The 25,972-nt window shown below is 65.7% G+C and carries 24 protein-coding genes; 10 read left to right on the top strand and 14 right to left on the bottom strand.

Annotated features, from left to right (window positions below):
* Nucleotides 1-172 precede the first annotated feature (172 nt).
* Nucleotides 173-787 carry a malonic semialdehyde reductase gene (locus N2K98_RS08330; RefSeq protein WP_255865504.1) on the top strand — a complete coding sequence of 205 codons (615 nt, stop codon included), beginning with the start codon at nucleotides 173-175 and terminating at the stop codon, nucleotides 785-787.
* A 50-nt stretch (nucleotides 788-837) separates the two neighbouring features.
* Here N2K98_RS08330 and N2K98_RS08325 read toward each other — a convergent pair whose 3' ends face one another.
* Genes N2K98_RS08325 through N2K98_RS08305 form a run of 5 tightly spaced genes read right to left on the bottom strand, consistent with a single transcriptional unit; the run spans nucleotide 838 to nucleotide 5,780 of the window.
* Nucleotides 838-1,452 (bottom strand): TetR/AcrR family transcriptional regulator, encoded by a 615-nt coding sequence (locus N2K98_RS08325; RefSeq protein ID WP_255865503.1) that lies wholly within the window; start codon nucleotides 1,450-1,452, stop codon nucleotides 838-840.
* Between the two features lie 20 nt (nucleotides 1,453-1,472).
* A complete protein-coding gene (locus N2K98_RS08320) occupies nucleotides 1,473-2,651 on the bottom strand; it encodes an NAD(P)/FAD-dependent oxidoreductase (protein ID WP_255865632.1) in 1,179 nt (392 codons plus the stop codon).
* Between the two features lie 2 nt (nucleotides 2,652-2,653).
* On the bottom strand, nucleotides 2,654-2,845 hold the full coding sequence (locus N2K98_RS08315; protein ID WP_255797845.1) for a ferredoxin: 192 nt from the start codon (nucleotides 2,843-2,845) through the stop codon (nucleotides 2,654-2,656).
* A complete protein-coding gene (locus N2K98_RS08310; RefSeq protein ID WP_255865502.1) occupies nucleotides 2,842-4,014 on the bottom strand; it encodes a cytochrome P450 in 1,173 nt (390 codons plus the stop codon). Before N2K98_RS08310 ends, N2K98_RS08315 begins: the two co-directional genes overlap by 4 nt.
* 47 nt (nucleotides 4,015-4,061) lie before the next feature.
* Nucleotides 4,062-5,780 (bottom strand): MFS transporter, encoded by a 1,719-nt coding sequence (locus N2K98_RS08305; RefSeq protein ID WP_255865501.1) that lies wholly within the window; start codon nucleotides 5,778-5,780, stop codon nucleotides 4,062-4,064.
* A gap of 252 nt (nucleotides 5,781-6,032) precedes the next feature.
* On the opposite strand from N2K98_RS08305, the gene N2K98_RS08300 reads away from it, so the two are divergent.
* Genes N2K98_RS08300 through N2K98_RS08275 form a run of 6 tightly spaced genes read left to right on the top strand, consistent with a single transcriptional unit; the run spans nucleotide 6,033 to nucleotide 12,926 of the window.
* The gene (locus tag N2K98_RS08300; RefSeq protein WP_255865500.1) at nucleotides 6,033-7,067 is read left to right on the top strand and encodes a phosphotriesterase family protein; all 1,035 of its coding nucleotides are present in this window, start codon (nucleotides 6,033-6,035) and stop codon (nucleotides 7,065-7,067) included.
* Nucleotides 7,068-7,123: 56 nt separating this feature from the next.
* Complete coding sequence (locus N2K98_RS08295; protein ID WP_255865499.1) at nucleotides 7,124-8,077, top strand: phosphotriesterase family protein; 954 nt, start codon at nucleotides 7,124-7,126, stop codon at nucleotides 8,075-8,077.
* 53 nt (nucleotides 8,078-8,130) lie between these two features.
* Complete coding sequence (locus N2K98_RS08290; protein WP_255797849.1) at nucleotides 8,131-9,252, top strand: FAD-dependent oxidoreductase; 1,122 nt, start codon at nucleotides 8,131-8,133, stop codon at nucleotides 9,250-9,252.
* Nucleotides 9,253-9,299: 47 nt separating this feature from the next.
* A complete protein-coding gene (locus N2K98_RS08285) occupies nucleotides 9,300-10,241 on the top strand; it encodes an alpha/beta hydrolase (RefSeq protein WP_255865498.1) in 942 nt (313 codons plus the stop codon).
* A gap of 11 nt (nucleotides 10,242-10,252) precedes the next feature.
* Nucleotides 10,253-11,182, top strand: a complete 930-nt coding sequence (locus tag N2K98_RS08280; protein ID WP_255865497.1) for an MBL fold metallo-hydrolase — start codon at nucleotides 10,253-10,255, stop codon at nucleotides 11,180-11,182.
* A 19-nt stretch (nucleotides 11,183-11,201) separates the two neighbouring features.
* Entirely contained in the window at nucleotides 11,202-12,926 is a 1,725-nt protein-coding gene (locus N2K98_RS08275) for a CocE/NonD family hydrolase (protein ID WP_255865496.1), read from the top strand.
* A gap of 86 nt (nucleotides 12,927-13,012) precedes the next feature.
* Here the strand turns inward: N2K98_RS08275 and N2K98_RS08270 are convergent, their stop codons facing one another.
* A complete protein-coding gene (locus N2K98_RS08270; protein ID WP_407080026.1) occupies nucleotides 13,013-14,788 on the bottom strand; it encodes a glycerol-3-phosphate dehydrogenase/oxidase in 1,776 nt (591 codons plus the stop codon).
* Between the two features lie 216 nt (nucleotides 14,789-15,004).
* On the opposite strand from N2K98_RS08270, the gene N2K98_RS08265 reads away from it, so the two are divergent.
* Together N2K98_RS08265 and N2K98_RS08260 are read left to right on the top strand one after the other, a co-directional pair.
* Nucleotides 15,005-15,913, top strand: a complete 909-nt coding sequence (locus N2K98_RS08265; protein WP_255865630.1) for a sugar-binding transcriptional regulator — start codon at nucleotides 15,005-15,007, stop codon at nucleotides 15,911-15,913.
* A 49-nt stretch (nucleotides 15,914-15,962) separates the two neighbouring features.
* Entirely contained in the window at nucleotides 15,963-16,505 is a 543-nt protein-coding gene (locus N2K98_RS08260) for a DUF4334 domain-containing protein (RefSeq protein WP_255865495.1), read from the top strand.
* Nucleotides 16,506-16,645: 140 nt separating this feature from the next.
* On the opposite strand, the gene N2K98_RS08255 is transcribed toward N2K98_RS08260, so the two are convergent.
* The 7 genes from N2K98_RS08255 to N2K98_RS08225 all read right to left on the bottom strand — a co-directional run bounded on the left by N2K98_RS08255 (nucleotide 16,646) and on the right by N2K98_RS08225 (nucleotide 22,218).
* On the bottom strand, nucleotides 16,646-17,035 hold the full coding sequence (locus N2K98_RS08255) for a hypothetical protein (protein WP_255865494.1): 390 nt from the start codon (nucleotides 17,033-17,035) through the stop codon (nucleotides 16,646-16,648).
* 474 nt (nucleotides 17,036-17,509) lie between these two features.
* Nucleotides 17,510-18,337 carry an SDR family NAD(P)-dependent oxidoreductase gene (locus N2K98_RS08250; protein ID WP_255865493.1) on the bottom strand — a complete coding sequence of 276 codons (828 nt, stop codon included), beginning with the start codon at nucleotides 18,335-18,337 and terminating at the stop codon, nucleotides 17,510-17,512.
* Nucleotides 18,338-18,468: 131 nt separating this feature from the next.
* Complete coding sequence (gene sigJ / locus N2K98_RS08245; RefSeq protein WP_255865492.1) at nucleotides 18,469-19,452, bottom strand: RNA polymerase sigma factor SigJ; 984 nt, start codon at nucleotides 19,450-19,452, stop codon at nucleotides 18,469-18,471.
* Entirely contained in the window at nucleotides 19,350-20,546 is a 1,197-nt protein-coding gene (locus N2K98_RS08240) for an NAD(P)/FAD-dependent oxidoreductase (RefSeq protein ID WP_255865491.1), read from the bottom strand. The genes sigJ and N2K98_RS08240 overlap by 103 nt, the downstream gene beginning before the upstream one ends.
* Before the next feature lie 94 nt (nucleotides 20,547-20,640).
* Complete coding sequence (locus N2K98_RS08235; protein WP_255797858.1) at nucleotides 20,641-20,958, bottom strand: transcriptional regulator; 318 nt, start codon at nucleotides 20,956-20,958, stop codon at nucleotides 20,641-20,643.
* Nucleotides 20,951-21,427 carry a hypothetical protein gene (locus N2K98_RS08230; RefSeq protein WP_255865490.1) on the bottom strand — a complete coding sequence of 159 codons (477 nt, stop codon included), beginning with the start codon at nucleotides 21,425-21,427 and terminating at the stop codon, nucleotides 20,951-20,953. Before N2K98_RS08230 ends, N2K98_RS08235 begins: the two co-directional genes overlap by 8 nt.
* Before the next feature lie 65 nt (nucleotides 21,428-21,492).
* Nucleotides 21,493-22,218, bottom strand: coding sequence for a M15 family metallopeptidase (locus N2K98_RS08225; RefSeq protein WP_255865489.1), 726 nt, complete (start codon nucleotides 22,216-22,218; stop codon nucleotides 21,493-21,495).
* 228 nt (nucleotides 22,219-22,446) lie between these two features.
* Between N2K98_RS08225 and N2K98_RS08220 the strand changes: the two genes are divergently transcribed.
* Nucleotides 22,447-23,682 (top strand): MFS transporter, encoded by a 1,236-nt coding sequence (locus N2K98_RS08220; protein WP_260554163.1) that lies wholly within the window; start codon nucleotides 22,447-22,449, stop codon nucleotides 23,680-23,682.
* A 68-nt stretch (nucleotides 23,683-23,750) separates the two neighbouring features.
* On the opposite strand, the gene N2K98_RS08215 is transcribed toward N2K98_RS08220, so the two are convergent.
* Nucleotides 23,751-25,904 (bottom strand): ABC transporter permease, encoded by a 2,154-nt coding sequence (locus N2K98_RS08215; protein ID WP_255865487.1) that lies wholly within the window; start codon nucleotides 25,902-25,904, stop codon nucleotides 23,751-23,753.
* Nucleotides 25,905-25,972 lie beyond the last annotated feature (68 nt).

Here is a 25,972-nt window from a genome sequence, read left to right as displayed (position 1 = left end):
TCCGTTACCGAACGGCATGCCCTGCGGGCGTGCCGTTTCTGCTGCCTCCGCACAACCATGGGTGTGATGGACATCACCATGGCGCAGCCCTCGTTCTGCACTCCTCCGGGGTTTACTTGAAGCGTCAAGTGTCTGGAGACACGAACCGTTACCCCAAGGAGGTGTGCTGCGTATGAACGACGGCACTCTGGAGTCCATCCCCGCCATCGATGCCGCAGCCCTCGGCCTCCTCTTCCGTGACGCGCGCACGGTCTCGGAATTCACTACGGCCGCTGTCACAGACGAGCAGCTTCAAGCCATCTACGACTTGACCAAGATGGGTCCGACGGCGATGAACATCCAGCCGCTGCGGATCACCTGGGTGCGTTCCGCCGCGGCTCGGCAGCGGCTGGTGCAGCACATGGCGGAAGGCAACAAGGCCAAGACAGCCGCGGCTCCCATGGTTGCCGTGCTGAGCTTTGACCGCACTTGGCCTGAGCACTTCCCCACCGTTTTCCCGCCGGCTCCGCAGCAGGGCGCAGTCTTTGCCGCCAACCCGGAACTGAGTGCCGTGATGGGCAATGACAATGCGCATCTGCAGGCCGGCTACTTCCTCCTGGCAGTCCGCGCACTGGGCCTGGCCGCGGGGCCGATGGGCGGTTTCGACGCCGCCGGGCTGGATGCCGACCTGCACGCAGGCCTGAACCTGCAGTCCTTCCTCGTCGTCAACATCGGTGTGCCTGCCGGCGAGCCACGCCACCCGCGGCTGCCTCGACTGGATTACGCGACGGCGACCACCGAACTCTAGGCCGCAGACAGTAGACCGCCGCCCTGGCCACCAGTGGCGGCGGTCGCTGGTTAAGCCTCGCCGCAGAGCAGGTGGTGCCAGCTGTCGGCAAGCACCTCCAGGGCGTGCTCACGGTTCGGTTCGAACTTCCGGCGCGTCCAGAGCGTTGCCACATAGTCCAGCTGCGTAAAGGCAAGGGTTCCGCGGATGTGACGGGTCTCTTCTGTGTAGCGTCCGGCCAGCTGCAGTCCGGTGACTATGTCGGAGATGACTTCCTCATGCCACGCGTCCATGATTTTCCGGATTTCCGGATCTGAGGCTGCCGCCTCATCCAGCACATCGAGGTATGGCCGGAACACCGGCCACAGGGCTGCCCGCGATTCGAGCCAGGCGAGGATGCCGGGCAGCTCCCCGACCCGGACGACGGCGACCAGGTCCACGGCGGTGGAGGTGCTGCCCGGCCCCGCGGCACGCTCCAGGACGGAGTTCACGCGGCTCATGAAATCCTTCATGAGGTCAGTGCGCGAAGGGTAATACGCGTAGAAAGTCACACGCGTGGTCCCGGCAGCTGAGGCAATCTCGTCAATCGTCGTCGCCGCGTACCCCTTGGCTGTGAAAAGCTCCAGGGCGCAGTCGACAATCCGGTCCCGCGTCAATTGTTTCTGGGCTTCACGGAGCGACGACATGAATCCCACCCTAACAGCGGTTATCGCCCCGCCGGCACCGGGGACCGAAGCGCACCCGGGCCGATATTGGCCAGGCGCCGAAGCTTCGGAATCGGGATGCGGTAATTGACCGCAACGGACGTCCCCGAGCCGCCCGGGTGAGCCCACCGCAGGAGCATTGAGTTTTCCGCTCCGCCTGCTTCACGGAATTCGGGCGGGCCGGTCAGGGGTGTAAAGCCGACTGATTTCAGTGCCAGGCCGAACCCTTCCGTCCAGAAGTAGGGCTGGAAGTCATGTTCGGGAGCCTCGTCTCCGCGGAGCAATCCCAACGCCGCGGTTTTCGCCTGGTCGATAGCGCTGGTCCAGAGAGGAACCCTCTCTGTGCCCCGACGGGTCGGGAAGGCGGCCACGTCCCCGGCAGCCACAACGGACGGCCCCACCCGTCCCCGTGAATCCGTGTGCAGCACGCCGTTCGCCAGGAGTCCGGATCCGGTGAGCCAGCCGGTGTTCGGCTCATCTCCGATGGCCGTAACCACCAGTTCGGCTTCCAGGACCGTGCCGTCGGCCAGGACTACCCGCGTCCCCTCGCCGGCCGACAGCAAAGATGCCCTGCCGCCCGCCACTATCCGCAGTCCGCGGCCAACGGCGGCGGATACAAAGAGCTCGGACAGATACCCGCCGAGTTGCCGGATAAGGGGCGGGCCGTCCGAAACCAGGGTGACCTCACAGCCGGCCTGAACGCAGCCCGAGGCCACTTCCATCCCGAGCGCACCGCCGCCGATGACGATGACCGACGGACGCGCTGCCACGCGCTGTTTCAAGGCAACGGCGTCTTCCAAGGTGCGCAGGGTCAGCTCCTGCGCGGGCATACCCGCCTCGGCCTCCGGAGAAAGCCGCCTTGCCCGGGAGCCGGACGCAATCACCAGCCCGTCGTAAGGCAGTGTTTCTCCCCCGGCCAGCCGGACGACCTGCGCCTCCGGATCCAGTCCCGCCGCGCTGACCCCTCTCAGTTCGGTGGCCCCATGCGTAGGGTGCGGCAGCTCGTGGGCAGTGCTTCCACCCTCACCGTGCAGCAGGGCCTTAGACAGCGCGGGGCGGCTGTAGGGACGGTGCACCTCGGAGCCCACCACCGTCAACTCGCCGTCGAATCCCGCCGAACGCAGGGAATCACAGGCAGTCAGCCCGGCTATCCCGTTGCCCACGACGACGACGCGGCGCATGCTCACGAAGCCAGCTTCAGGGCGGCAACCGGGCAGATCCGAACGGCCGCCTGCGCGGCTCCCATGTCCCCCTCGTCCACCTCGGGGACATCGATAATGAGCTCGCCGTCGTCGTCGAGATGCATCAGGTCGGGGGCAACCTCTTCGCACAGTCCATGGCCTTCACAGCGTGGCCGGTCCAGTTCGATCTTCATGCTGCCTCCACAATCGTCACCTGCAGCTTTTCCAGGCTGCGCGTCATGTTGCTTGGTATCCGGGCCTCGCCGTTCACGGTCAGGACCTCCGCCCTGCGGGCCAGGGCCGCAACAATGGCGTGTCCTTCGAGGCGGGCCAGGCCTTGTCCAGCGCAGCCGTGGGGGCCGTACCCGAAGGACAGGTGGTCCACCGGATTACGGGTCACATCAAAGGAGTCCGGGTTTTCATAATGCCGCGGATCGCGGTTGCCGGCGCCGAACAAAATGCCGACCTGGGCACCTTCGGGAATAGTGACGCCGTCAACTTGCACGTCCCGCGTTGCCCGGCGCCCCCAGACGTGGATGGGAACCCAGTACCGAAGCACTTCGGCAAAGGCAGACGGTACCAGTTCCGGGTTCTCACGCACGAGGGCGAACTGTTCCGGATGCCGTCCGAACAGGGCCACGATGTTGCCGATGGATGCGATGGTCGTATCCACGCCGGCGCCAAGGTACTGGTGGATGATGTTTCCGGCGTACCCCTCGGGAATATCCCCGCGGGTTTCCGCATCGAAGATACCGCGGCCTATCGAACCGGGCGTCAGGTCTTCCGCTGTCACCGAAGAGCACCAGCCGTAAAGCTCACCGGCAATGGGAAAGCTCTCCTGCGTACGCTGGTTCAACGGTCCCAGCACCTGCATCGCGGCTTGTCCCCAGCGAAGCATGTTGTCCTTTACCTGTCCGTTGAAACCGATCAGGTCCGCAACGATCTCCAGCGGGAACGCCCGGGCCAGGGAATCCACGGCCTCAAAGCTTCCGGCGGCGGCCAGGTCGGCCACCAGCTTGTCCGCCTTTTCATCAATAACCACTTTGAGGCCGCGCAGCGCGCGGGGCGTGAGGTTCTCCGAGAGGGTTGCCCTGAGCTGCGTGTGCAGCGGAGGGTCGGACGCCAGGGACGTGCCCTGCAGCGCCTCGTTGACCATGGGGTTGAAGCCGATCGAGGTGGAGGAAAAGGCCTCCGGATCTCCGAGCGCGTCACGGATCAGGTCATACCTGGTCAGGGCGTAGACGTCGTTCCTGGGCAGATAAACCACCCCTGCCTGTTCGCGCAGTGCGGAGTAGGTGGGATAGGGATCGGCAAGGACGGCATCGTCCCAGAGGTCGATGTCTGATTCGGCGGGTGTCGTCATAACACTCTCCTGTCGGTAGGTAGCTGGTGGCTGGTGTGTGTCCGGATTCAGACGGCGGCGTCTGCTTCCGTGCTTTTGGACTCGGAGGCGGCGGACGGTTCGGATGAGGAACGGCCGGAGATGAACAGGGTCAGGAAGGCAGAGACTGTCGCGGCGATGCCGGCCGTCAGGTAAACGGCCTGGAACCCCTGCCCCAGCGACGTCCCCGCTGCACCTTGAATCTGCGGCTGGAGGGTGGTGAGCGACTGGACCATGCCGTCGACGGCCGGCTGCGGGGCTCCCCCGGCCAGGGCCGAACCGGAGAACTGGCTGATAACGTCCGGCCAGCCCGAGAGGAACCCGAGCGGCGGGACCTGCGACAATCCGGCTACGGCGTCTTCCGGCAGCCCGGCCCCGCCGAGGATCCCGGCCAGCGGTACGGCAAAGGCCGTGGCTCCGATGCCGAAGGCAATGACAGAACCGAGTACCGGTCCGAGGGCGAACCCGAGGTCCCGCAGGAGATTAGTGGTTGCCGAGGCCATGCCGATGTTGTGGGCTTCCACCGTGTTGATGGCCACGGCCGTTACCGAGCCGACCGTCAACGCGAATCCGATCCCGAGGAGCAGCAGAGGCGGAATAAACGCCGTCCACGATGTGCCTCCGAATTCCTCGGGAGTGCCGAGGGAGAACGTGGAGAGCCAATAGCCGGAGACCGCCATCAGTGCGAAGCCGCCGGTCAGTACCCAGCGGGGAGCCACGTGGTGGATCAGCCAGCCCACTACCGGAATGAAGAGGAAAGCCGGTCCTTGGATGAAGACGAAGAGGACGCCCACCTTCCAGGTTTCAGCCAACGCCAGCCCTCCGACCGCCACGCTGGTGCTGTAGCAGATGGCCAGGAAGGCAAACATCCCGGTGACGGCCACAATGCCGGTAATGGAGTAGGCACGGTTCCGAAACAGCGAGAGGTGGATCAGGGGCTGGGCGCTCCGCTGTTCGATGATCACGAACAACACGAGCAGGATGCCGCCGGCAATGTACGCGGCAATGACTTCGGCGGCGCCGAAGCCGGCGTCGACGGCTTGGACCGTCGCGTAGAGGACGGCGATCAGTCCCAGCGCCAGGGTGGCCTGGCCGGGAAGATCAAGCCGGCGCTCAACGGGCGCTGCAGAGTCCTTGGCCCGGGTGGCCGCAATGAGCACAAGGACGCCCACACCGGCGGCGATGTAGTACGCCACGCGCCAGCCGCTGAAAACATTCGGATCCCCGGGTTCGCTGCCCGGCACGGTGAAGACGGAGGAGGTGAGGCCGGAAAGGACGGGGGAAATCACCGCGCCCAGCGAGAGGAAGCCGGCCCATGTCGCGATTACCCGTGCCCGTGCCCGAGGGTCCGGCGTGAGCGCCGCAATCATCGACAACGAGATCGGGAAGAGGATGCCTGCTCCGATGCCGCCCACTGCCTGGGCGGCAATCATTGCACCGGTGGTGGGTGCCAGGGCAGCGAGGACGGAACCGACGGCGGTCAGTCCGGCACCCGCGTACAGCAGCCTGCGCCGCCCGAACAGATCACCCAGCAGCCCCCAGCTGAGCTCGAACACAACGACGCCGGTCATGAAGATGCCCGCGATCCAGGTGAGACCGGCACCGGAGGTATGGAACTCGGCTGCGAAGGTCCCGTTGAGGGCGCCGGGCAGCGCGTTGGTCATCTGTGCCAGGGTGACCGCGCTGTAGGCGGCCAGGAAGGTCGCTCGGGTAGAACCTGTGCTCACTGTGATGCCGGGTGAACTCATCCGTGAAACTCCTTTGTTTCCAGTCGACGCGTGGGCGACGGCGGCGTGGGGTCGCCGTCCAACCGGCGTTTCCAAGACAGTGTGACTGGAAGCTTTACAATGTGTCAAGGATCACACTTGGACTCCGCGGCACATTCGATCACCGAGACAAATTACTTGACAGTGTGTAAAGAAAAGTGGAAAGCTGGCCACTCCGCATCATCCGCAGTGACGTCAGTCACGCAGATCCCCCTAGCTTCAAAGGAGAGGCAAGTGAGCCACTTCGCAGGCGCCGACGCCGCGTCCACATCCACCGGTACCGTGGGCGTCAACGGCCCAGACAATATTCCCGGGGCTCTGGCCAACACCGTCCTGGGTCCCGTACCCGCCGCAGACCTGGGCGTTGTCGCCGTTCACGAAGCACTCCTCTCGGTGGTCCCGGGAGCGGAGCACGCGCCGGATATCAGCATGGACCGGGCCGAAATCTTCGAAACCCTTGCCGGGAAGCTGACGGACTTCCGGAAACACGGCGGAGGCGCCGTCGTCGACAGCACCGGCATGTTCCACGGCCGGGATCTTCCGCTGCATGAGGCCCTGTCCCGGGCAACCGGCGTGCATATCATCGCTTCCACCGGCATGGGGCCGGAGGAAATGCTCGGCGGCTACTTCCTGACCCCGCAGACCAACCCGCCCACGCCGTGGCCGGCGGACAAGTTCGCGGATCTCTTCTCCAAGGAGGTCACCGAGGGCATGGTGGTCCCCCGGGTTGAGCGCCGGGGCGCCGCCGGTCTCGTAGCCACGGCCGCGGCCCGTTCCGGCATCACCCCCACCGAGGAAAGCCTGTTCCGCGGCGCCGCCAATACTTCTCTGGCCACCGGTGTTCCGGTGTCGATCCGCTTCGGCACCGACGCGGTTCGCGAACTGGACCTGGTCCTGGTGGAGAACCTTCCGGCGGACCGCGTGCTGGTCGGCGGTCTGGACCGCAAGGACGCCGCCGGTGCCGCCCTCGAGGTGGCGCGCCGCGGCGCCTTCGTCGGCATCGACCATGTGGGTTCCACCGGCGGGGACGTCATCGACGACGAGGCACGGGCCGCCCTGGTCCTCGAACTGGTGCAGGCGGGCCATGCGGACCGGATCATTCTCTCCGCCAACGCCGTCGGCGTCGCCAAGGGCCAGCCGGACTACGACGTGCCGTACAGCTATGTCCTGTCCACGTTTATGCCGCTCCTCTCGTCCAGGGGCCTCAGCGATGAAGATGCCCGGCGCATTCTCACTGATAATCCGCAGGCCCTGCTAACGGTGCGCTAAAAGCCGTGCGGCAGCGATGACCATAAAAGCTTTCTATTTTCTTTGAGGTGTAGGCATTGGCAAAGGTAAACACGGTCCTAGGCACCATCCCGGCCGAAGAGCTGGGCATAGTGGCAGTCCACGAGCACATCGGCTACGGCATGCCCGGCAGCGAACTGGACTCCACCTGGTGGAAGACGCCGGAGCAGCGGTACGCGGAAACCGTGCCGAAGCTGCGGCAGTTCCATGAATACGGCGGCGGCACATTCGTGGATGCGACCGGCATCTGCAACGGCCGCGACGTCGACTATTACAAGTCCCTCTCCGCCAAGACGGGTGTTCACATCGTGGCCTGCACCGGCTTCGTCGGCGGGGACACCGCGCTGCCGCACTTCGCCCGGGCCAGCGTGGAATACCTGGCTGAGGTGTTCATCTCTGAAATCACCGTCGGCATCGGCACCACCGGCAGCAAGGCCGGTGTGATCAAAGTGGGCGTCAGCCGCGGCGGGCGGATGACCGAACTGGACAAGCGCATCTACCGCGCCGCCGCCCGCGCCTCAGTGGCCACCGGTGTACCGATCCTCACCCACCTGGCCATCGACCCGCAGCCGGCCATCGACATCTTCGCCGAAGAGTCCCTGCCGCTGGACCGTGTCCTCTTCGGGCACGCCGACGACGGCCTCAACGCCGAGAACACCCCCAGCGAATGGATCATGGGGCAGGGCGGGCGCATCGGCTTCGACACCTTCGGCTACGAGACCGAACTCCCGGACCCGCCCTTCTGGGCCCGCCCCCGCAAGGAGCGGCTGGACCACTTTATGTCCCTGGTGGAGAAGGGGCACCTGAACCAGCTCCTGGTTTCCGCTGACGCCAACTGCAGCCCGCTTGGCTGGCCCGGAGTGAAGGGCCACACCGTGAACTACATCTTCGAGGACCTGATCCCCGACCTGCGCGGTGCCGGTCTCGATGAAGCAGCCATCAAAACCCTCTTCATCGACAACCCCGCCGGATTCCTTTCCATCTCCTCCTGACCCAGCCATATCCCGGCGCATGGGCGCGCCGGACACGAGAAAGCGAAGCAACCATGAAGACTTCCGAACTCAAAGACCTGAAGATCGCCATTGTCGGCGGCGGCTACGGCGGCGCGGCAGCAGCCATTGCCCTGCGGAACATCGGTGCCGGCAACGTCCACGTATACGAGCAGGCTCCCGCACTGGGCCAAGTGGGCGCCGGCATCGGCCTGCGCCCGATCACGGTTGAACTCTTCCGCCGGTGGGGCATCTTCGAGGAAATCGCTGCCGTGAGCTCGCCGAGCGACTACCTGGAAATCCTTAGCGCCGACGGACAGCAGGTCTATGCGCAGGAAGTCTGGCCCCAGCTCAACGACTTCGACCAGCCGAACCACACCCGCATCATCCACCGGGGCGATTTCATTGACGCGCTCCTGGGCGTCCTGCCGGCCGAGATGGTGCACATGGGCCACAAGCTCACCGGCATCAAGGACGACGGCGATGCGGCGACCCTCACCTTCGAAAACGGAAACACTGTCACGGCCGATCTGGTGATCGGCGCAGACGGCATCCGTTCCCTGATCCGCAAGGAACTGTTCTCCGACAATGAACCGATCTTCGCGGGGGAACACGCCTACCGGGCGGTCATCTCCGCAGACAATGCCTTCGGACTGGGAGTCGAGGACGACAACCCCCGCTTCTACATGGGTGACAACGGCACCATCGCCTACAACCTTCCGCTGCGCCACCGCAACCAGCTTTCCTACGACATCACCACCCGCTCCGAGGACGGCTCCTGGGCGCCGGTCATCACCAATGACTACCTCGTCTCCCTGCTCGACGGCTTTGACGAACGCATCGTGGACATTGCCCGGAACCTGGACATCAGCCAGGTCACCAGCCGCTCCGTGTTCGACATCGATCCGGTGGATAACTGGCACACCGACAGCGTCGCCCTGCTCGGCGACTCGGCACACGCCATGCTGCACCACCAGGGCCAGGGTGCGAACTCAGCCATCCAGGACGCCGCCGGGCTCGCGGACGCCCTGCTGCAGGCGGATTCCGTGAAGGAAGCCCTCACCCAGTACCAGGCCATCCGGAAACCGGTCACGGACGAACTGCAGCGCCTGTCACGCCTTGGCTGGAACCCCGGATCGGTGGAAACCGCCTTCCCCGAGCAGACCCCGGCGAAGTAGCCAGGAACCTCCGCTTCCCCCACCCCGCAATACAGCAAGGACAAGCAATGACCATTCATCCCGAAATCGCCAAGGTACTGCGCAGCATCCCGGCCCCTGACGGTTCACCGCTGGATCCAGTGGCGATGCGGGCCGGCGAGGCCGCGCAGGTTCCGCCGCTCGAGGACCGGATTCCGCTGCACGCGGTTGAGGACACCATCGCCTCCACCGACGCCGGGGAGGTCCCGGTACGCATTTACACACCCGTCGACGCCGACTCCTACGGGCTGATCGTGTACCTCCACGGCGGTGCCTTCTTCCTGGGCAGCCTGGACACCCACGACCACGTGGCACGCTCGCTGGCGAAGGAAACGGGCCACAAGGTCATCTCCGTCGGCTACCGGCTGGCACCGGAAGCCGCGTTCCCCGCGGGCCTGGCGGACAGCTACGGTGTGGTCCGCTGGGCCGCCGAGCAGGGCCAGGCCCTGAAGTGGAACGGCAGAACCCTTGCCGTCGCCGGTGACAGTTCGGGCGGGAACTTCGCCGCGGCTGTGACCGCCATGGCCCGCGAGGACGGCTTCAGCGGAATCACGCACCAGATCCTGTTCTACCCGTCGCTGGACCTGGACTTCGACGTCGACCGTTATGCCTCAATGCGGGAGAACGCCGAGGGTTACGGCTTGGAGACCGCAGGGCTGAAGCCCTTCAACGCGTTTTACCTCGAGAACGGTGCTGACCCGGCGGACCCGCTCGTCTCCCCCATCAAGCGTGTTGACCTCAGCGGCCTGCCGCAGGCACTCATCCTCACAGCGGAACACGATCCCCTGCGTGATGAGGGCGAACTGTACGGGCAGCGGCTCAAAGAAGCCGGCGTTGACGCAACCGTCCACCGCTACGCAGGGGCGAACCACGGCTTTGTTGCCAATTTCTCCTGGCTTCCGGAGTTCTACCGGGCCTTCCGGGAAGCCGGGGATTTCCTGAACGGCACCCCCTCCGACCGTCCCGCCTGAGAGAGGCACCCATGAGCAAAGGTACGGTTCACCCGCTGGTGTCCCCCTGGGGACGGTTTGGCCTCTACAGCTACTTCATCGATGCACCGGAGCCGGCGATCGTGGACACCGGCATAGGCTCCTCGCCGGCGGAGGGCATGATCCCCGCACTGGAGAAGCTGGGCCGGAGCATCGACGAGGTCCGCTGGATCCTGCTGACCCACGGCCACATCGATCACCTGGGCGGAGCGAAGGCCCTGGCGGAACTGACCGGCGGCAAAGCGAAGGTGGTAATCCACGAAGCCGACGCCCACCTGCTGCGGTCCCGTGAAGCGCACGTCGAAGAGTACGTGAACGGGCGCAGCAGGTACCTGAACGCGCCGGACGGCGCAGCAGCGCAGACCCGGACCACGCAGGCGGTTATTTCAGGCGAAATGGAACCGTCCGTGCTGGTGCGGGGAGGCGAAAAACTGTCGCTGGGCGGGGACGTCACGGTCTCCGTACACCACGTTCCGGGCCACACGGCCGGGTCCGTTGCCTACGAACTGGACGGGGCCGCCTTCGTGGGCGACGCCGTGCAGATCCACGGGGCGGCCAACCGGTTCCCCGGCTACGAGGATCCGGATGCCTACCGCTCCAGCCTGGAGTATCTGCGGGATGTCCTCCGTCCGGAGCGGCTCTACCTTGGCCACCCGTACCGTCGGACCGACGGCCGGGAGTACGGCGTCGAACTCGATCACCGGCAGGCACGCGAGGCGCTCCAGGAGAGCCTGGACATCGAAGGCCGGGTCCGTGCCGCCGTCGCCGGCTATCTGCGGGACGGCCTCCGGGAAACCGATTCGGTGTACTCCCCGTTCGAACGGGTGGCCGAAGAGCTCGCCTACCAGGGCGATCCCACGCTGGACCCGTCCCCCTTCTTCACCACGCTGCACGGGTACCGCACCCGCTTCGGCAATGCCTAACGCAAGGAGCTACGCACTAATGGCTACTACCCACCATATCGACGCGGGCGGACAGGCGATTCGGGTCGCCAAGGACCTCCGCGTGCCGATGCGCGACGGCGTCGAGCTCGCCGCGGACGTCTATTCCGGCACCGAAGACCGGCCCCGGCCCGCACTGGTCGCGCTGAGCCCCTACGGCAAGGAGCTGCAGGCCCTGGCCCTGACCATGCCCCCGCAGCGCCGGCCCAGCCCGATGTGGGACGGCTGCATCGAAGCGGGCGATATTGCCCGGATCGTGAAGGAGGACTACGCACACGTCATCGGCGACCTGCGTGGTTCCGGCGCCTCCGGCGGCGAACACATCGGCAACTACAACGCCGGCGGGGTTTCCCTGGGCCAGGACGCCTACGACTTCATCGAATGGGTTGCCGAACAGCCCTGGTGCGACGGCAACGTGGGCATGGTCGGCATCTCCTACTTCGGTTCCATGCAGGTCCTGGCCGCCGCCGAACGGCCCCCGCATTTGAAGGCGATCTTCGTTTCCGGCGGGCACTACGACTTCTACGAGACCACCTACCACGGCGGAGTCATGTGGTTCATGCCGCGTGCCGCCCGCGAGGGCCGCGGCGGGGATTCCGGCTGGGCGTTCACCGACCAGACCAAGTCCCGCATGCTGGAGACCTATCCCCCGGACAAGCTGCAGAAGCTGGTGGCAGCACGCCTGGCGGACCCGGACGTCGCAGCATGGCCCAACCTCGTGCACGTGCTGAACTACCCCAAGCACCACGAGGCCTGGTTCGACATTGTGATGAACGAGCTCGACGGCGACTGGTACGAGGAACGCAATCCCATCACACTGGCCCCGAACATCGACATCCCGGTCTACCTGCAGATCGACCAGGGCCGCGGCTGGACCATGGACGGGACCATCGAGCTGTTCGACGCCCTGAAGGGCCCGAAAAAGCTGGACATCGGTCCCTACCCGCCGATGCAGTCCCGCCCCTTCATCGAGGAACACGACAAGATGTTCCGGTGGTACGACTACTGGATCAAGGGCATCGACAACGGCATCATGGACGAGCCCGAAGTCAGCGTTTTCGTGGAAGGTTCCCGCGAGCACGTTACCGGCAGCGCCTGGCCGCCGAAGGACGTTGAGTACCGGCCGCTGTACCTGCGCCCCCGGCGCAAGCTGTCTCCCGACGCGGAACCGATGGGTGCTGAGTACGCTGCACCTGACGGCTTCTACCAGGCGCCGCTGACCGTGACGGACAAGGTGGAGATCCTGGACTGGAGCACGGATGCCTTCACCGAACCCACCGAGCTGATCGGCACCGGCGCCGCGCACATTTTCGCCGAGATCGACCAGGAGGACACCAACTTCATCCTCCGGCTCTGGGACAACGCCCCCAACGGGAAACGCCAGCTCGTCACCACCGGGTACCTGAAGGCCTCCCACCGCGAACTCGATGACCGGACCACCGAGGGCAACCCGCACCACCCGCACACGCGGGCCGTTCCCGTGGAGCCGGGCAGGATTGAGGAGTACGTGGTGCGGCTCTACCCGTTTGCCACGACGTTCCTCCCGGGCCACCGGCTGACCGTGGAACTGTCCAACGACGAACCGCTGGCGGATGAGCACAATGCGCTGCTACCGCCGGATTCGTTCCACCTGCCGGTCGGCCGTCCGGTCACGCACAAGATCTACCGCGACGCAGCGCACCCCTCGCGGCTGGTGCTGCCGTTCACCCGGCGGTCGGCAGGGTAAACGGATACGAAAAACAGCAGAGGGCGGACACCGTATCGGTGTCCACCCTCTGCTGTTGTTGCTTTGTCTCTTTGCTTTACTCCGGGTTAGGAAGCCAGCGCCGGGATCTTCATGCCGTGCATGGTGACCAGCAGCTCGCGGGCGAACTCAGCCTGGCGGCGCTTTTCGGCGTCGTCCCAGCCCAGCTGCGGGGCCAGCAGGTCCGCCAGCTCGGTCAGCATGGCTTCGGACACCAGGCCGCGGAAGGCCAGCGAGGTGCGGCGGATCAGGATGTCGGCGAGCTGCGTGATCTGCTCGTTTTCCACCATGTAGGTCAGCTCGCGGGTGCTGAGCTCGTTGGTGGAGGCCAGCAGCTGGTCGCCGCCCTGGGACAGGAACTCCAGGACGTCGACGGCGCGCGTGCCGTAGCGGGTCAGCAGGACGCGGACGCGGTCACGGTCGGCCACGTCGGAGGCCATGCGGTTGACCCACAGGCGTTCCTCGGCCTCGGTGCGCGGGAAGTCCTTGCCGCCGCCGATCTGCAGTTCCGCCGTCGTCGTCTTCCGCGGCATGCCCAGAGCGGTCATCGCCTCGGTGGCCAGCGTCTCGGACAGGGCGCGGAAGGTCGTCCACTTGCCGCCGACCAGGGACAGGCTCGTGACGTTCTTGCCGGCGCGGTTGTCCGTGCGCTTTTCCACGCGGTAGTCGCGGGACACGAAGCCGGGCTGCGTGTCGTCGTGCTTCGGCAACGGGCGCACACCGGAGAAGGTGTAGACAATGTGGTCGCGGCGCACGTCAACCGTGGGGAAGACGTGGGCGATCAGTTCGAAGAAGTACTCGATCTCTTCGTCGGTGCAGACCGATGCCTCGTTGATGTCCGCGTCGATGTCCGTGGTGCCCACCAGAACGCGGTCGCCCATCGGGTAGATCAGGACGATGCGGCCGTCGGTGTGCTCGAAGAACATTTCACGGCCGGCGCAGGCTTCCAGCAGTTCCGGGTGGTCCAGGACGATGTGCGAGCCCTTGGTGCCGCCCATGAAGCTGGTGCGCTTGCCGAACGAATCGTTGGTCTCGTCAACCCAGGCGCCGGTGGCGTTGATGACGACGTCGGCGTCGAAGACGAACTCTTCGCCGGTGACCTCGTCGCGCAGCACGGTGCCGGCGTCGGTGGTGCCGACGGCGCTGACGTAGTTGCTGGCGCGGGACTGCGGGTTCGCCTCGAGGCCGTCGCGCAGCACGTCGAGGGTGAGGCGCTCGGGGTTGTGTACCGAGGCGTCAAAGTACGTAGCCGTGTACTTTACGTCCGGGCGCAGCTTCGGCAGTTCCTGCAGGGACTTCTTCTTGCCGACGAAGTTGTGCTTGGGGGCCACGCGGCCGCCGCGGGAGAAGAAGTCATACATCAGCAGGCCGGCCTTGATCAGCACGGCGCCGCGCTCGGTGTGCTTGCCCTGCTTGTGCGTCAGGAAACGCAGCGGTGCAGCAGTGATGCCCGAGAAGGTGGTGGTGATGGGGATGGTGGTCTGCAGCGGCTTGACGTAGTGCGGGGCCAGCCGGAGCAGGGCGTTGCGCTCGACGACGGACTCGTGCACGAGGCGGAACTCGCCGTTCTCCAGGTAGCGGATGCCGCCGTGGATCATGTGGGAAGACGCACCCGAAGCGCCCTGGCAGTAATCACCGCGCTCCACGAGGGCTACGTCCACGCCCTGCAGCGACAGGTCACGGAAGGTGCCGACGCCGTTGATGCCGCCGCCGATGATCAGCACCGAGGCCTTGGGCCGGTCCTTCAGCTGCTGTACCACCGGACGGGTCCGGGCGGCGGTCTTTGCCTTGCTGGGGTTCACGGAATTGTCCACGTATATCTCCAAACGCTTCTGTGGCTGCATTGCCATATCTACTCAATGGTCGAAGCCCGCGGCTCCCGGGACCCAACCAATGCACATACGTGCACCCTGCGATAATGGATTCATGGAGTACGCAACCGTGTCGATGGACGGCAAATGAACATTGGTGTCAGTGGCCGCTTCCCGGACGCCTCCGGGGCCGGACCTGCGGCGAACGAAAAGGAAAGCCGAGACCGGGATGCCCTCCGGGCCGCGCAGATGTACTACCTGCAGAGCCTGACCATGGAGGCCATCGCCCGGGAGCTCCGGATTTCGCGTTCCACCGTTTCCCGTCTGCTCTCCTACGCGCGCAGCACCGGGCTGGTCCGGATCGAAATCCGCAACCCGTCGGACCGTGCTCCGGCACTGGAACAGGAGATTGCCTCCCGCTTCCGGATCCAGGCCCACGTGGTTCCGGTCGCCGAAACCGTCTCCCCCGCCCAGGCACTGCAGCGGGTCGCCGTGCAGGCGGCACACCTGATCGGTCCGCTCATCGATTCGGATGCGATTATCGGCGTCGCGTGGGGTTCAACCCTGACGGCCGTGAGCCAGCACCTGCCGATCAAGAACACCCATGACAGCACAATCGTGCAGATGAACGGGGCAGGCAACTTCCGCACGTCGGGCATCACCTACGCCAGCGAAATCCTGCAGCGTTTCGGCCACGCCTACGGTGCGCGGGTGGTCCAGTTCCCGGTTCCGGCGTTCTTCGACCACGCCGAAACCAAGGAAGCGATGTGGCGGGAACGTCCGGTCCGCCGGGTGCTCGATCTGCAGGCGCGGATGAACACGGCGATTTTCGGCGTCGGTTCCATGGAGGCGGGGGTACCCAGCCATGTCTACAACGGCGCCTACCTCGACGAGGACGACCTGCATGAGCTCATGGCCGAGGGGGTGGTGGGCGACGTCGCCACCATGTTCTACCGGGCGGACGGCACCTGGGACGGGATCAAGCTGAACTACCGCAGCACCGGCCCCGACCTGTCCACGCTGCGGCAGGTCCCGCGCCGGATCTGCGTGGTGGCCGGCGAAACCAAGACCACCAGCCTGCTCGGCGCCCTGCGTGCCGGCCTGGTCACGGACCTGATTCTGGACGAAAATTCGGCCCGGCGGCTGGCCTCGTCCTAGCCCTTGTATCCTGCAAGGGCTAGGTAAAGCCCGATCAGGAGGCCTCCGCATGGATGACGAACCCACCCTCCCGCTGCCGTCGCTGCAGGCCGGTACCGACGCCGGGACTGCCTTGGCGTACTTTGATTCCCTGCCGCCGGTGCAGGTGCCGGAGCTGTACGGCTCTTGGCGGGGCACCGAAATACCTTCGGGTCACCGGCTCGACGGGCTCCTCGAACCGCTGGGCTGGTACGGGAAACGGTTCGACGGCGCCGAGGACGTGTTTCCGCTGGTCTTTTCCGGAGCGGGCGGGGGCGTCTTCAACGTGAATCCGGGGTTGGTCCCGCTTTCGGCCGTGCTGCGTTTCGGCCCCTCGCTTCGGAAACCGGGGCTGCTTTCGCAGGTCCGTCCGGCTCTGCGGTTGGCGCGGACGCGGCGCGTCGGCGCCCGGCTGCGGATGACCGAGTACCGCGGGGTATTGAGCGCGGCCATGATCTATGACGCCCTGCCGGTCCTGGATGTTTTCCGCCGGGTCGACGCCGGAACAGTGCTGGGTGCGATGGACCTCCGTGGTCCCGGGGCGCCGTTCCTTTTCGCCCTGCAGCGGGACTAGCTGTTCGGTATGTTTCTCTGCCGCAGAGCGTCCCGGCCTTTGGGGTAGAAGTAACCTCCAGCTATTTCATCAGCATCAGCAGCACCACTTAGTGGGATGCTGTGCTTGCTGGACCGGCAGAGCAGCTATTGGCAGAGCAGCTATTGGCAGAGCTGCGTGCCCGGATCGACCGGGATGGTTTCAATGACCTTGCCGGTGGAGGTGTCGATCACTACGGCTGAATCTTTGGGCCAGGTTTCGTCGGGGACGGGCTGGTAGCCGACATCGGACACGGCGGTGGGCTTGCCGGCGTCGTTCCGGCTGCGGTTGAAGGCGTCGATGGTCTTCCCGGTGTTGGTGTCAACGGTAACGGTTTCCTCCGGCAGATCGGTCGTATTCCCGGACACCGGCGTCGAATTCCACCAACCCTCGAAGCCGCCCACGCAAGCGGGCTCTTCGTTTGCGTCTTCCGCGCTGCTGGGCCCGTTGCTGCCGCAGCCGGATAGCACGGCGCCCAGTACCAGCAGGCCCGCAACCGCCATCTTCTTCATACCCCAGCCTCTCCCCCGATGATCCGGGGGAAGCCTAACAGGCCTCGTCGGTTGTCCTGGCTTATTCGGCCATGCTCCGCACCGGTTGTACAGATAACGGGCGTATCCGGCCAGACCCCGCATCGGTCGTACACATAACGGGCTTATCCGGCCATGCTCCGCATCGGTTGTACACATAACGGGCTTATTCGGCCATGCTCCGCACCGGTTGTACAGATAACGGGCTTATCCGGTGCTCAGAGGGCCGTTATCTGTACTAGCGATGCGGTGGGCCCACTATCCAGCCGCTCCTACACCCGTTGTACAGATAACGGGCGTATTGGGTCAGACCACCCACCCGTCGTACACATAACGGGCTTATCCGCTGCTCAGAGGGCCGTTATGTGTACTAGCGCCGCGGTCGATCCGTTCTCCGGCCAGACCACCCCGCAGCGCCACGGCCGGAGTCGCCAGCTAATTCCGACCAGCCCCGCGTCACTTCGCGAGCATCGCCACCGAGCGGTTCCAGAGGCCCAAAGCCAGAGCGGCGTCCCCGGCCTGCTTGTTGGGCTTGGCCACCTTGCTCCGGACAAAGTACTTGCCGGTGGGATAGTCCTTTCCCGGTGTCCCCTCCGCCAGGAACACCAGCGTCCGGGCACCCTTTTCCGGCGTCGGAAGGAACCTGCGCAGGAGCGGCGACTGATAGACCGCACGCATTGCCGAACCTTCGGCACTGGAGAAGCTCGACCCGATAACGCCCGGGTGGAAGGCTGTGGAAGTTGCACCATGCGAACGGTAGCGCCGGTCGAACTCCTCCGTGAACAGGATCTGCTCCAGCTTGGCATTCCCATACGCCTTGCTGGGGTTGTACCCGTTTTCGTTCTCGAGATCGTCCAGGTCCACGTTGCCAAACAACCGGTTGGCCAGGCTGGAAGTGTTGATGACCGTGCCCTTGGACTCAAGAAGCCGGTCGGTCAGCAGCTGGGTGAGCAGGAACGGCGCCAGATAGTTCACCTGGAACGTCATCTCGTGTCCGTCCGAGGTGACCTGCCGCTCATTGCCGAAAACCGCTCCCGCGTTGTTGGCCAGGACGTCGATGCGCGGGTAACGCTGGAGCAGTTCCGAAGCCAGGGTACGCACGCTGCCCAGGTCCGCGAAGTCGGCCAGGAAATACTCGCCACCCGTGTCCTTTGCGACGGCGGCGGTCTTCTCGGGCGACCGTCCCACCACCACTACGTGATGCCCGTTTTCAGCGAGCTGCCTTGCCGCGGCGGCACCGATTCCGTCACTGGCGCCGGTGATCACGATGGTTTTGGGAGACACGAAGGCCTGCTTTCTTCAGAGCGCGGCCGTGGCGGCAGCACCCTGTCCACCTTAGCGGCGCGTGCCGCGGACACGGTAGGCGTGCCCGCGGCTGCGCATTCCGAGGACACGATCGGGCTCCCGATAACCCCCTAACCCTGCAGCCGCACCAGCTTGTCCGGATTGCGCATCGCGTACACCGCCTGCACCCGACCATCCACCAGTTCCAGCTGAAACACGGTAGTCACAGCTCCGTCTTCCCGGAACGCCACCGCGGGCAGCCCGTTGAGCTCGACGAATTCGGGGACGGCCCCGGCGCCGTACTTGTCCGCCAGACCGATCATCAACCGTGCCACCTTCTCCGGACCGTAGACCGGCCGAAGCGCGGCGCTGACCTTGCCGCCGCCGTCGGACACCAGGACCACGTCCGGAGCCAGCACGTCCAGCAGGGACTGCACCTGCCCGGTCATAGTGGCGGCCAGAAAACGTTCGACGGCGGCACGGTGCTCGGCGGTGTCCGGCACAGTCCGGGACGTGCCGGATCTCAGGCGGGTCCGTGCCCGGTGAACGGTCTGCCGCACCGCGGGCACGCCCATCTCGAGGGTCGCCGCAATTTCGGGATACCCGAAGCCGAAAACCTCGTGCAGGATGAACGCGGCCCGCTCCGGACCGCTCAGGGTTTGCAGCAGTACCAGCATGGCCGTTGACACCTCGCTGGCGGTGAGTACCGCCGCCTCCGGATCCGCCGGCAGCCGTGCAGCACCGGTAGGCAGCGGTTCGGGCAGCCACTCACCCGGATAATCCTCCCGCCGCCGGGACGCTGAGCGGAGGGAATTCAGCGCCTGTCGCGAGGCAATCCGTGCCAGGTAGGCCCGCGGGTTCTCCACCCGCTCCGCTACCTCCCGCCATCGCAGATAGGTTTCCTGCACAACGTCCTCGGCATCGGATACGGTGCCGAGGACGTCGTAGGCAATGGTGAAGAGCATCCCGCGGTGCTTCAGGAACTCGGAGTCACGGCGGGTCCGGACTCCGGTCAGCTCCGTGTCGTCGGTGCGGGAGCCGCCGTCGGCGCGGGAGGTGTCGTCGGCGCGGGAGCCGCCGTCGTCGCCTTGCCCGCCTGCGGACCTGTTGGCCATGTGTGCGCTCCGCTTCGTGTCGCTTCACCGCGGATCCACCGCAGTGTCATCCGGCAGATTATTTCCTTTTGGACGGCTGCCGTCCTGCCGTGCAGGTGGAAGCGGGTCGGAGAATCGTCGGCAGACAGGAACTGAACCGCTCCGTCACTGCGGCCCAGACTAATGCACAGGCCGCGGAATCCGCTGTCGTGCCGAACTTCCGCCTTTCCGTCCAGGGCCCGGAGGATGTTTCCCGCCGCTTCGGCCCCCATCGGCATGGCCGCCGCGCAGCACATCCGCAGGTAGGCGTAGAACGGGTCATCAATCACGGCCGCGTCGCCGGCTCCGTAAATGCGGTCCTGGCCGCGTACCCGCAGGGTCGGATCCAGGCTCAGCCGGCCGTCGTCGTTCACCGGAAGTCCGCTCGCCGCGGCCAGATCGGGCACTCCGAAGCCGGCACACCAGAGCACGACGTCGGCACCCAGGCCGGCGCGAACGTCTCCGCCGGCAGGCACAGGCGTCCCGCTGCACAGTTCCACTCCTGCCCGTCGGAGGCTCTTCTCCACGGACCGGCGGGTCTGCGTGCCGAGCCCCGGCACCACGGGACCGGCGCTGTGCAGGCTCACCCGCAGGGAGCCGAAGGACCTGGCCGTCTCCGCGGCCGTCTCAACCGCGGTCAACCCGCCGCCCACCACGGCAACGCGGGCACCGGCGGGCAGGACAGCCAAGTCACTGCGCGCCGCCGCTGCCCCTTCCAGGTGTTCGATCCGCACGGCACCGTCCGGCGCGGTGCCCGCTGCCGAGCCCACGGCGTACACCAGATAGTCGTAGCCCAGCTCCGTGCCGTCGGCCAGCTGCACGGTCCGTTCGTTTGCCCGAATCTGCACCACCCGGTCAGGGATCCGACGCACGCCCGGATGCAGGAGAGAGCCAAAATCGGCAGTGGCATCGGCACGGGCTCCGGCAGCGTATTCATGCAACCGGATCCGCTCCACGAACCGGGGCTCAGGCGTCACCAGGACGACGTCGAGTCCCGGCCTCCCGCTGGCCGCCAGCCGGTTCGCTGCCATTACCCCTGCGTATCCCCCGCCCAGAATGACTGCTGTGGTGCCCATGAGTGCACTCCCTGCTTTCGCGTCTCATCCGGCTTCCGCGCCGGCTGAACATGAGACACCGCCCGGGGTGGTTTCGTGACCGGTTACGGAGAAATTACTCGGGCCGGACGGACACCGTGCCCGCAATTTCCTGCAGGGCCAACACATGCGCGTCGAAGCTCTTCCTGCCGGCGGGGGTAAGCGCCACCCAAGTGATCCGGCGGGCGTCCCGGCGGGCCGGCGACGTCGTCTTGGCCAGGCGCACATAGCCGGCCTCCGCGAGGATCTTCAGTTGCTTCGAGAGCGTGGCATCGGAAATCCCCAGGGTGTCCCGGAGAACGGCGAAGTCCATCTCCTCCAGGGGGCGCAGCAGCCCGCAGATCCGCAACCGCGTCGGCGGATGCACAACATCGTCAAACCGGGATTCAGGCACGCGGCAGGCTAACCGTACGGAGGTGGTCCACAGCGGCACGGTACGCAACTTCGGCGAGCCATGAGACAAGCACGAAAGCCGCAAGGCCGGTGAGCGTCACCGCCCACGTGATCCCCAGCGACACCAGCCCCAGGCTCACTGAGAAAAGAAAGAGGCAGAGCAGAACAGCCCCGCTGACGGCTCCGGTGGCCCGTGCACCCAACCGGCGGAACTTCAGCCCGGTGTCGCGCTGGATCAAATGCAGGATGACGAACAGCAGCCCCACGAGCAGCCACGTCCAAGACGGCGATTCGTAGGCCGCTCCGGGATGGGTGTCTGCTGCTCCAGCCACCCAGCAGGCAGCCACGCCGCCGAGTCCGGCCAGCAGCGTACGCGGAGGAGCGGCACCTGCTGCCAGGGCGTTGCGGTCCGCGGCAAGGTTCCTGAGCCGGGCGGCAGCATCCTCAGCCGCACCCAAGTTGTTTTCCATGTTGGAAAGAGTATTGTCCGGCAACCCCGGAGTCAACGGACAGCAGTCAACGCCCGGGACACGGCTTACGGCAAGGGCTCATGCGCCGGCTTCGTGGCCGGCTTGGGCGGGGCCGGAGGATGGTACAGCCCGGCGTACTCCTCCAGCGTGATGCCGGCCTCGTGGATCTTCCCGGCCGCGTCGGGGCCCAGATAACGCAGGTGCCACGGCTCGTAGGCGTAGCCGGTAATGGCTTCGGCACCTGCGGGGTAGCGGATGATGAAGCCGTACCGATGGGCGTTCGCGGCTGCCCAGGCCCCGGCACCGGTCCCCTTGAAGCAGGCCTGCAGCGAGCACGCGCCGTCGGCGGCACCGATGTCCACGGCCAGCCCGGTCTGGTGCTCGCTATGGCCAGGCATCGCCGAAATCGATTCCGCCAGGGCGGATCCGTAGCGTCCGGTGTAGGCATCGTGCAGCCGGGACTGGGCTTCGGCGGTCCGGAAACCGCTCACGGCGTCAATGACGACGCCGGCGGCTGCGGCCTCGTTCTTCAGCTGGGCAAACGCGTCCGCTGCTTCGCGGCGCAGCGGAACGCCACCGGCGTCAACCACGTCCTGCGGCGCGTAGCCGGGGTCACCGAGCGGCCGCTCCTTGTTCACGACCACGGAAACGCTGCCGGGAGAATCGAAATCCTGCCCCGGCGGTGCCGTGAAGGCGGACACCGGCTGGTCCACGGAAAAGAGGTAGGCCAGCAGCCCGAGGCACACGCAACCGAGGATAGCGACGTGCGTGGTGATGTGCTGGCGCGGCATTGGTCTTCCCTCCCCTCCCACTTTCCCATAGCTGCGGCCGGTCCGGGAGGATCGACGCGTAGGTTCGACGCTTCACCCCGGTCACGCACAGATAAATGCCTAAAAACTCTGCATAGACCGACCTTGTTTCCGCTGAAACCTAACGGTAAATTTAGGCGGCCGCTTCCTTTTCCGTACCGCAGCGCCGAAGGGACCATCATCAGCGACACCCAGAAAAACAGCTCCACATTGTCCGCGCTTTGGACAATCCAAGCTCTTCTCGCAATAGTCGGTTCTGCTTCTTCACTCGCCGTTTCCCTGGTCCTTTTTGAAAATTCCGCCAGCGCCGCGGTCCTTGCCGTTTCCACGTTCCTGGGAGCGGCAGCCGCCATCTACCTGGCCCCGTTGATCGGCGGGCTGACCGACCTCTTTTCCCGCCGTACCGCCATCTGCACGGTCAACACCGCCAACGCCGCCGCCATGGCTGCCATGGCCTGGGCGACCGCCATCCACAGCACGGCCCTGATGCTCGTTTTCGTTTTTGTCACTGCCATCTGTTCCACCGCCTTGGCCCTTACCCTGCAGGCATCGGTCCGGGTGCTGCGAACCGAAAAGGATCTGACCAAGGTCAACGGAATGCTCGGACTCATTGATTCAGCTCCCGTGCTGCTCGGTCCGCTGTTGGGTGCCGTCCTGTATTCGCTCGGGATACCCGTCGCAGTCTTCCTGGCCGACGCCGTACTGAGCGTTGCGGGGGCCGCGCTGGTACTTCTGCTCCCCTGGCCGGCGGAGGAACCGCGGGCACGGAAAGTACAGTATTTCGGCGGCAAGGTGAAAGCCGGTTTCCGGTTCATCAATGAGCGCCGTGATTTACTGCGGCTCCAACTCGCCTTTGCGGTCTACAATTTTGCCGGCGGCCTCTGCGTACCGGTGGTAATTGTCTTTATCCTCTCCTTTCCGGGCACCGGAACACCGGAATGGAATCTTTCCGCAAGCAATATCGCCAGTGCCCTGGGCCTGATGGCCGGCGCTGCCCTGGTCGCCAGATTCGGCACCTCCGTTTCCCGGACCAACCTCGTCTGCGGCTCAACGTTCCTGGGGTCGCTGTTCGGCCGCGCGCTGGTGGTGGTGGCGCCGACCCTCTGGCTCGTCATCCCGGGGATGTTTCTGCGGAATGCGATGGTGCAGGCCACCAATGCCCCGCTGACGGCGCTGTGGCAGGAACGGACACCGGTTCAGATCCAGGGCATCGTCTTCGGCTGCCGGCGGCTCCTCGGCCAGGGCCTCTTCCCGGTGGCAGTCCTGCTGGGCGGCGTGCTGGTGGATGCACTGGCAACGGTGGGCGGAATGGACCAACTCAGTGCCGCCAAGGCAGTGCTCATCATCGGCGGAGCACTTGAAATCGCCTGCATCGCCTACATTCGCTTTTCCCGGACGAGCAGGGTCTTCGAACCGGTGGAGGTCCCGCAGTCCACGGCTCCGTGAGGTGCGCTTAAACAGCCGTGGACCGCTGCAAGTGCAGCGGTCCACGGCCGGTTTCTCCTTGACGCGGGCTAGACGCCTGCGGGAACCCGTTCCTGCTCAACCGGGGCATCACCGTCGACCGGGTGCCCCTCGGTGCGCGGCGGCTTGAAGTGGTCGATAACGGCCACCGCTGCCAATGAGGCTGCACCCCAGATACCGAGGGTCAGCAGGTGGGACCAGACGGTATCCGAGCCGAAGTACAGGATCGAGCGGATCGACTCCACAGCGGCCGGCATCGGCAGCACCTCGTGCAGGAAGCGGAAGATCTCCGGTTCCATGTAGATGGACATTGCCGCACCGGAGGCGGGTACGCCGAGGAACATCAGGATGCCGATCACCGGAAGGATCGCGAGCATCCCCATGAACCGTTCGAAGACCGTGGTGAACATGGCGACGCAGAAAATAGCGACGGCGCCGGCTCCCCAAAGCGGAAGGAAGTGCCCGTCAATCGCCCCGACGAAGACGTCGGCGATGACCCAGAGGAAGGCCGACATACCGACGGCCCAGGCCGCGACGATGGGGAGCAGCATGCGTAGCGGACGGCTGGCCGGAGCCGCCGTCGAGCCGACCACAATGATCATGAACCCGGCCATGATCCAGCCCATCGCCAGGTACATGGTGGCCATGCCCATGGAGTCCGAATCCTTCAGCGGAGCAACATTGTCATGTGCCATCTCCATTTGCTGTCCCGCGGAGACCTGGCCGAACACCGAGGTGAGGACCTGCTGCTGGCTCATGCCGCCGGCCTCGTTGGTGATGAGCGTGGCAGTGGGGTTTTCGGCCGAAGGCAGGACATAGGCGCCGACAACGGTCCGGTCCCGTACCTGCTCGCGGGCGTCGTCAGCGTTATCCATCGCACGCAGGTCAAAGAGCCCGGACATGTTTTCGTCCAGGCCGGACACCGCCTGCTCCGCCTGTTGCGCGGTGGAGCCGACGACGGCGACGGGCATGTCCCGCGGCGTCGGCTCGTACATCGCGCCCAGCATAAACGAGAGCATCATCGTGACCATGGCCAGCGGGAAGAAGGCCAGGGTGCCGTAGCGCCAGCGGCGGGTCTTCGGGCGCGGCCCGCCGTGCAGCGAGGCGACGTTGATTGCCGGCGGAGCAGCATTGGGCTTGCGGCGGCGCTTGACTGCATCAAGGATGAGGGTGAGCAGCAGGGCCGCCACCGCACCGATCACGAGCACCAGCAGGTGGGGACCGGCGCCGTTGCCGTCGAAGTACAGGAACGAACGCAGCGATTCACCGGTGGCGGCCGCAGGCAGGAAGCTGTGGAGGTACGGGTAGAGACCCGGCATGGTGTGGACCGACATGCTCATGTTGGAGGCGGGAACGCCCAGCACCATCAGGAACAGCATGCCGGCAAGGACGGCCATTGGGCCAAGGATCCGGGTGAGGAACAGCTGGACGCTGCCGACGGCGAAAACCGTCAGCCACGAGATCCCCAGCACGGCGGCGGAGTGTCCCTCGACGACGCCGAGCATCGGTCCCGTGACGGCCCAGACGAGAGCGGCGATCAGTGCTGCCCAGCCGGCAAGCAGGGGAACGAAGCGGCGGAAGCGAAGCAGTTCGGGTGAGTTGGAAAGGACCAGGCTCAGCGGCATGTAGCCGGCCAGCATCAGGGCCGTGGTCAGGAACATTGCGCCCAGTCCGGCCATGTCATGGTCCGGCAGCGGGGCGAGGTCCTCGGACTGCAGGACCAGGCCCTGTCCCAGGACCTGCGGGGCCAGCAGCGCCGTGACGGTGCTGGACTGCGAGGCGCCGGCAGCACTTGCGGTATAAACCGAGGCAGTGCCCTCATTCAGCGACACTGCACCCGAGACTTCGCGGTCCAGGATCAGCTGGCGCGCTTCGGCGTCGGATTCCACCACGCGGACGTCGACGGCGTCGGGATCGGCGGATTCCAGTGCGTCGGCGAAGCGGTCCGCCTGCTGGCCGGAACCCGTGACGGCAATGGGCATGTTGTTCGGAACAGGTGCGTGCATGGCGGCGAGGTAGCCGCCCACCAGCATGGAAACCATCAGCAACGGCATCAGGAACATGGCGACATAACGGCCGATCTTCTCGGCCTTTGCGCGTTTGGCCGCGGCAAGGCCCTCGGCGTCCGACGACGGCGCCGGGGTTTCTCCTGCTGGATCCGTATCCGGCGGAGAACCTGGGGATGTCGGGGAAGTACTGGTCAAGGACGTGCTCCTGTAGCTGAATTCATGGGTGATGGTGCGAAGTGCGCGTCGACGCGATCGTCAAGGCG

It is taken from the genome of Arthrobacter jinronghuae, assembly GCF_025244825.1.
In the GTDB taxonomy this organism is placed as follows: domain Bacteria; phylum Actinomycetota; class Actinomycetes; order Actinomycetales; family Micrococcaceae; genus Arthrobacter_B; species Arthrobacter_B jinronghuae.
Note: the sequence above shows the minus strand (reverse complement) of the source record. Positions and strands in the feature narration are given on the sequence as shown.

What these genes read in the sequence shown, in the direction of transcription:
- N2K98_RS08330 (WP_255865504.1), top strand. Translation starts at nt 173, where the DNA reads ATGAACGACGGCACTCTGGAGTCCATCCCCGCCATCGATGCCGCAGCC.
- N2K98_RS08325 (WP_255865503.1), bottom strand. Translation starts at nt 1,452, where the DNA reads ATGTCGTCGCTCCGTGAAGCCCAGAAACAATTGACGCGGGACCGGATT.
- N2K98_RS08320 (WP_255865632.1), bottom strand. Translation starts at nt 2,651, where the DNA reads ATGCGCCGCGTCGTCGTCGTGGGCAACGGGATAGCCGGGCTGACTGCC.
- N2K98_RS08315 (WP_255797845.1), bottom strand. Translation starts at nt 2,845, where the DNA reads ATGAAGATCGAACTGGACCGGCCACGCTGTGAAGGCCATGGACTGTGC.
- N2K98_RS08310 (WP_255865502.1), bottom strand. Translation starts at nt 4,014, where the DNA reads ATGACGACACCCGCCGAATCAGACATCGACCTCTGGGACGATGCCGTC.
- N2K98_RS08305 (WP_255865501.1), bottom strand. Translation starts at nt 5,780, where the DNA reads ATGAGTTCACCCGGCATCACAGTGAGCACAGGTTCTACCCGAGCGACC.
- N2K98_RS08290 (WP_255797849.1), top strand. Translation starts at nt 8,131, where the DNA reads ATGAAGACTTCCGAACTCAAAGACCTGAAGATCGCCATTGTCGGCGGC.
- N2K98_RS08285 (WP_255865498.1), top strand. Translation starts at nt 9,300, where the DNA reads ATGACCATTCATCCCGAAATCGCCAAGGTACTGCGCAGCATCCCGGCC.
- N2K98_RS08280 (WP_255865497.1), top strand. Translation starts at nt 10,253, where the DNA reads ATGAGCAAAGGTACGGTTCACCCGCTGGTGTCCCCCTGGGGACGGTTT.
- N2K98_RS08275 (WP_255865496.1), top strand. Translation starts at nt 11,202, where the DNA reads ATGGCTACTACCCACCATATCGACGCGGGCGGACAGGCGATTCGGGTC.
- N2K98_RS08270 (WP_407080026.1), bottom strand. Translation starts at nt 14,788, where the DNA reads ATGCAGCCACAGAAGCGTTTGGAGATATACGTGGACAATTCCGTGAAC.
- N2K98_RS08265 (WP_255865630.1), top strand. Translation starts at nt 15,005, where the DNA reads ATGTACTACCTGCAGAGCCTGACCATGGAGGCCATCGCCCGGGAGCTC.
- N2K98_RS08260 (WP_255865495.1), top strand. Translation starts at nt 15,963, where the DNA reads ATGGATGACGAACCCACCCTCCCGCTGCCGTCGCTGCAGGCCGGTACC.
- N2K98_RS08255 (WP_255865494.1), bottom strand. Translation starts at nt 17,035, where the DNA reads ATGAAGAAGATGGCGGTTGCGGGCCTGCTGGTACTGGGCGCCGTGCTA.
- sigJ (WP_255865492.1), bottom strand. Translation starts at nt 19,452, where the DNA reads ATGGCCAACAGGTCCGCAGGCGGGCAAGGCGACGACGGCGGCTCCCGC.
- N2K98_RS08240 (WP_255865491.1), bottom strand. Translation starts at nt 20,546, where the DNA reads ATGGGCACCACAGCAGTCATTCTGGGCGGGGGATACGCAGGGGTAATG.
- N2K98_RS08230 (WP_255865490.1), bottom strand. Translation starts at nt 21,427, where the DNA reads ATGGAAAACAACTTGGGTGCGGCTGAGGATGCTGCCGCCCGGCTCAGG.
- N2K98_RS08225 (WP_255865489.1), bottom strand. Translation starts at nt 22,218, where the DNA reads ATGCCGCGCCAGCACATCACCACGCACGTCGCTATCCTCGGTTGCGTG.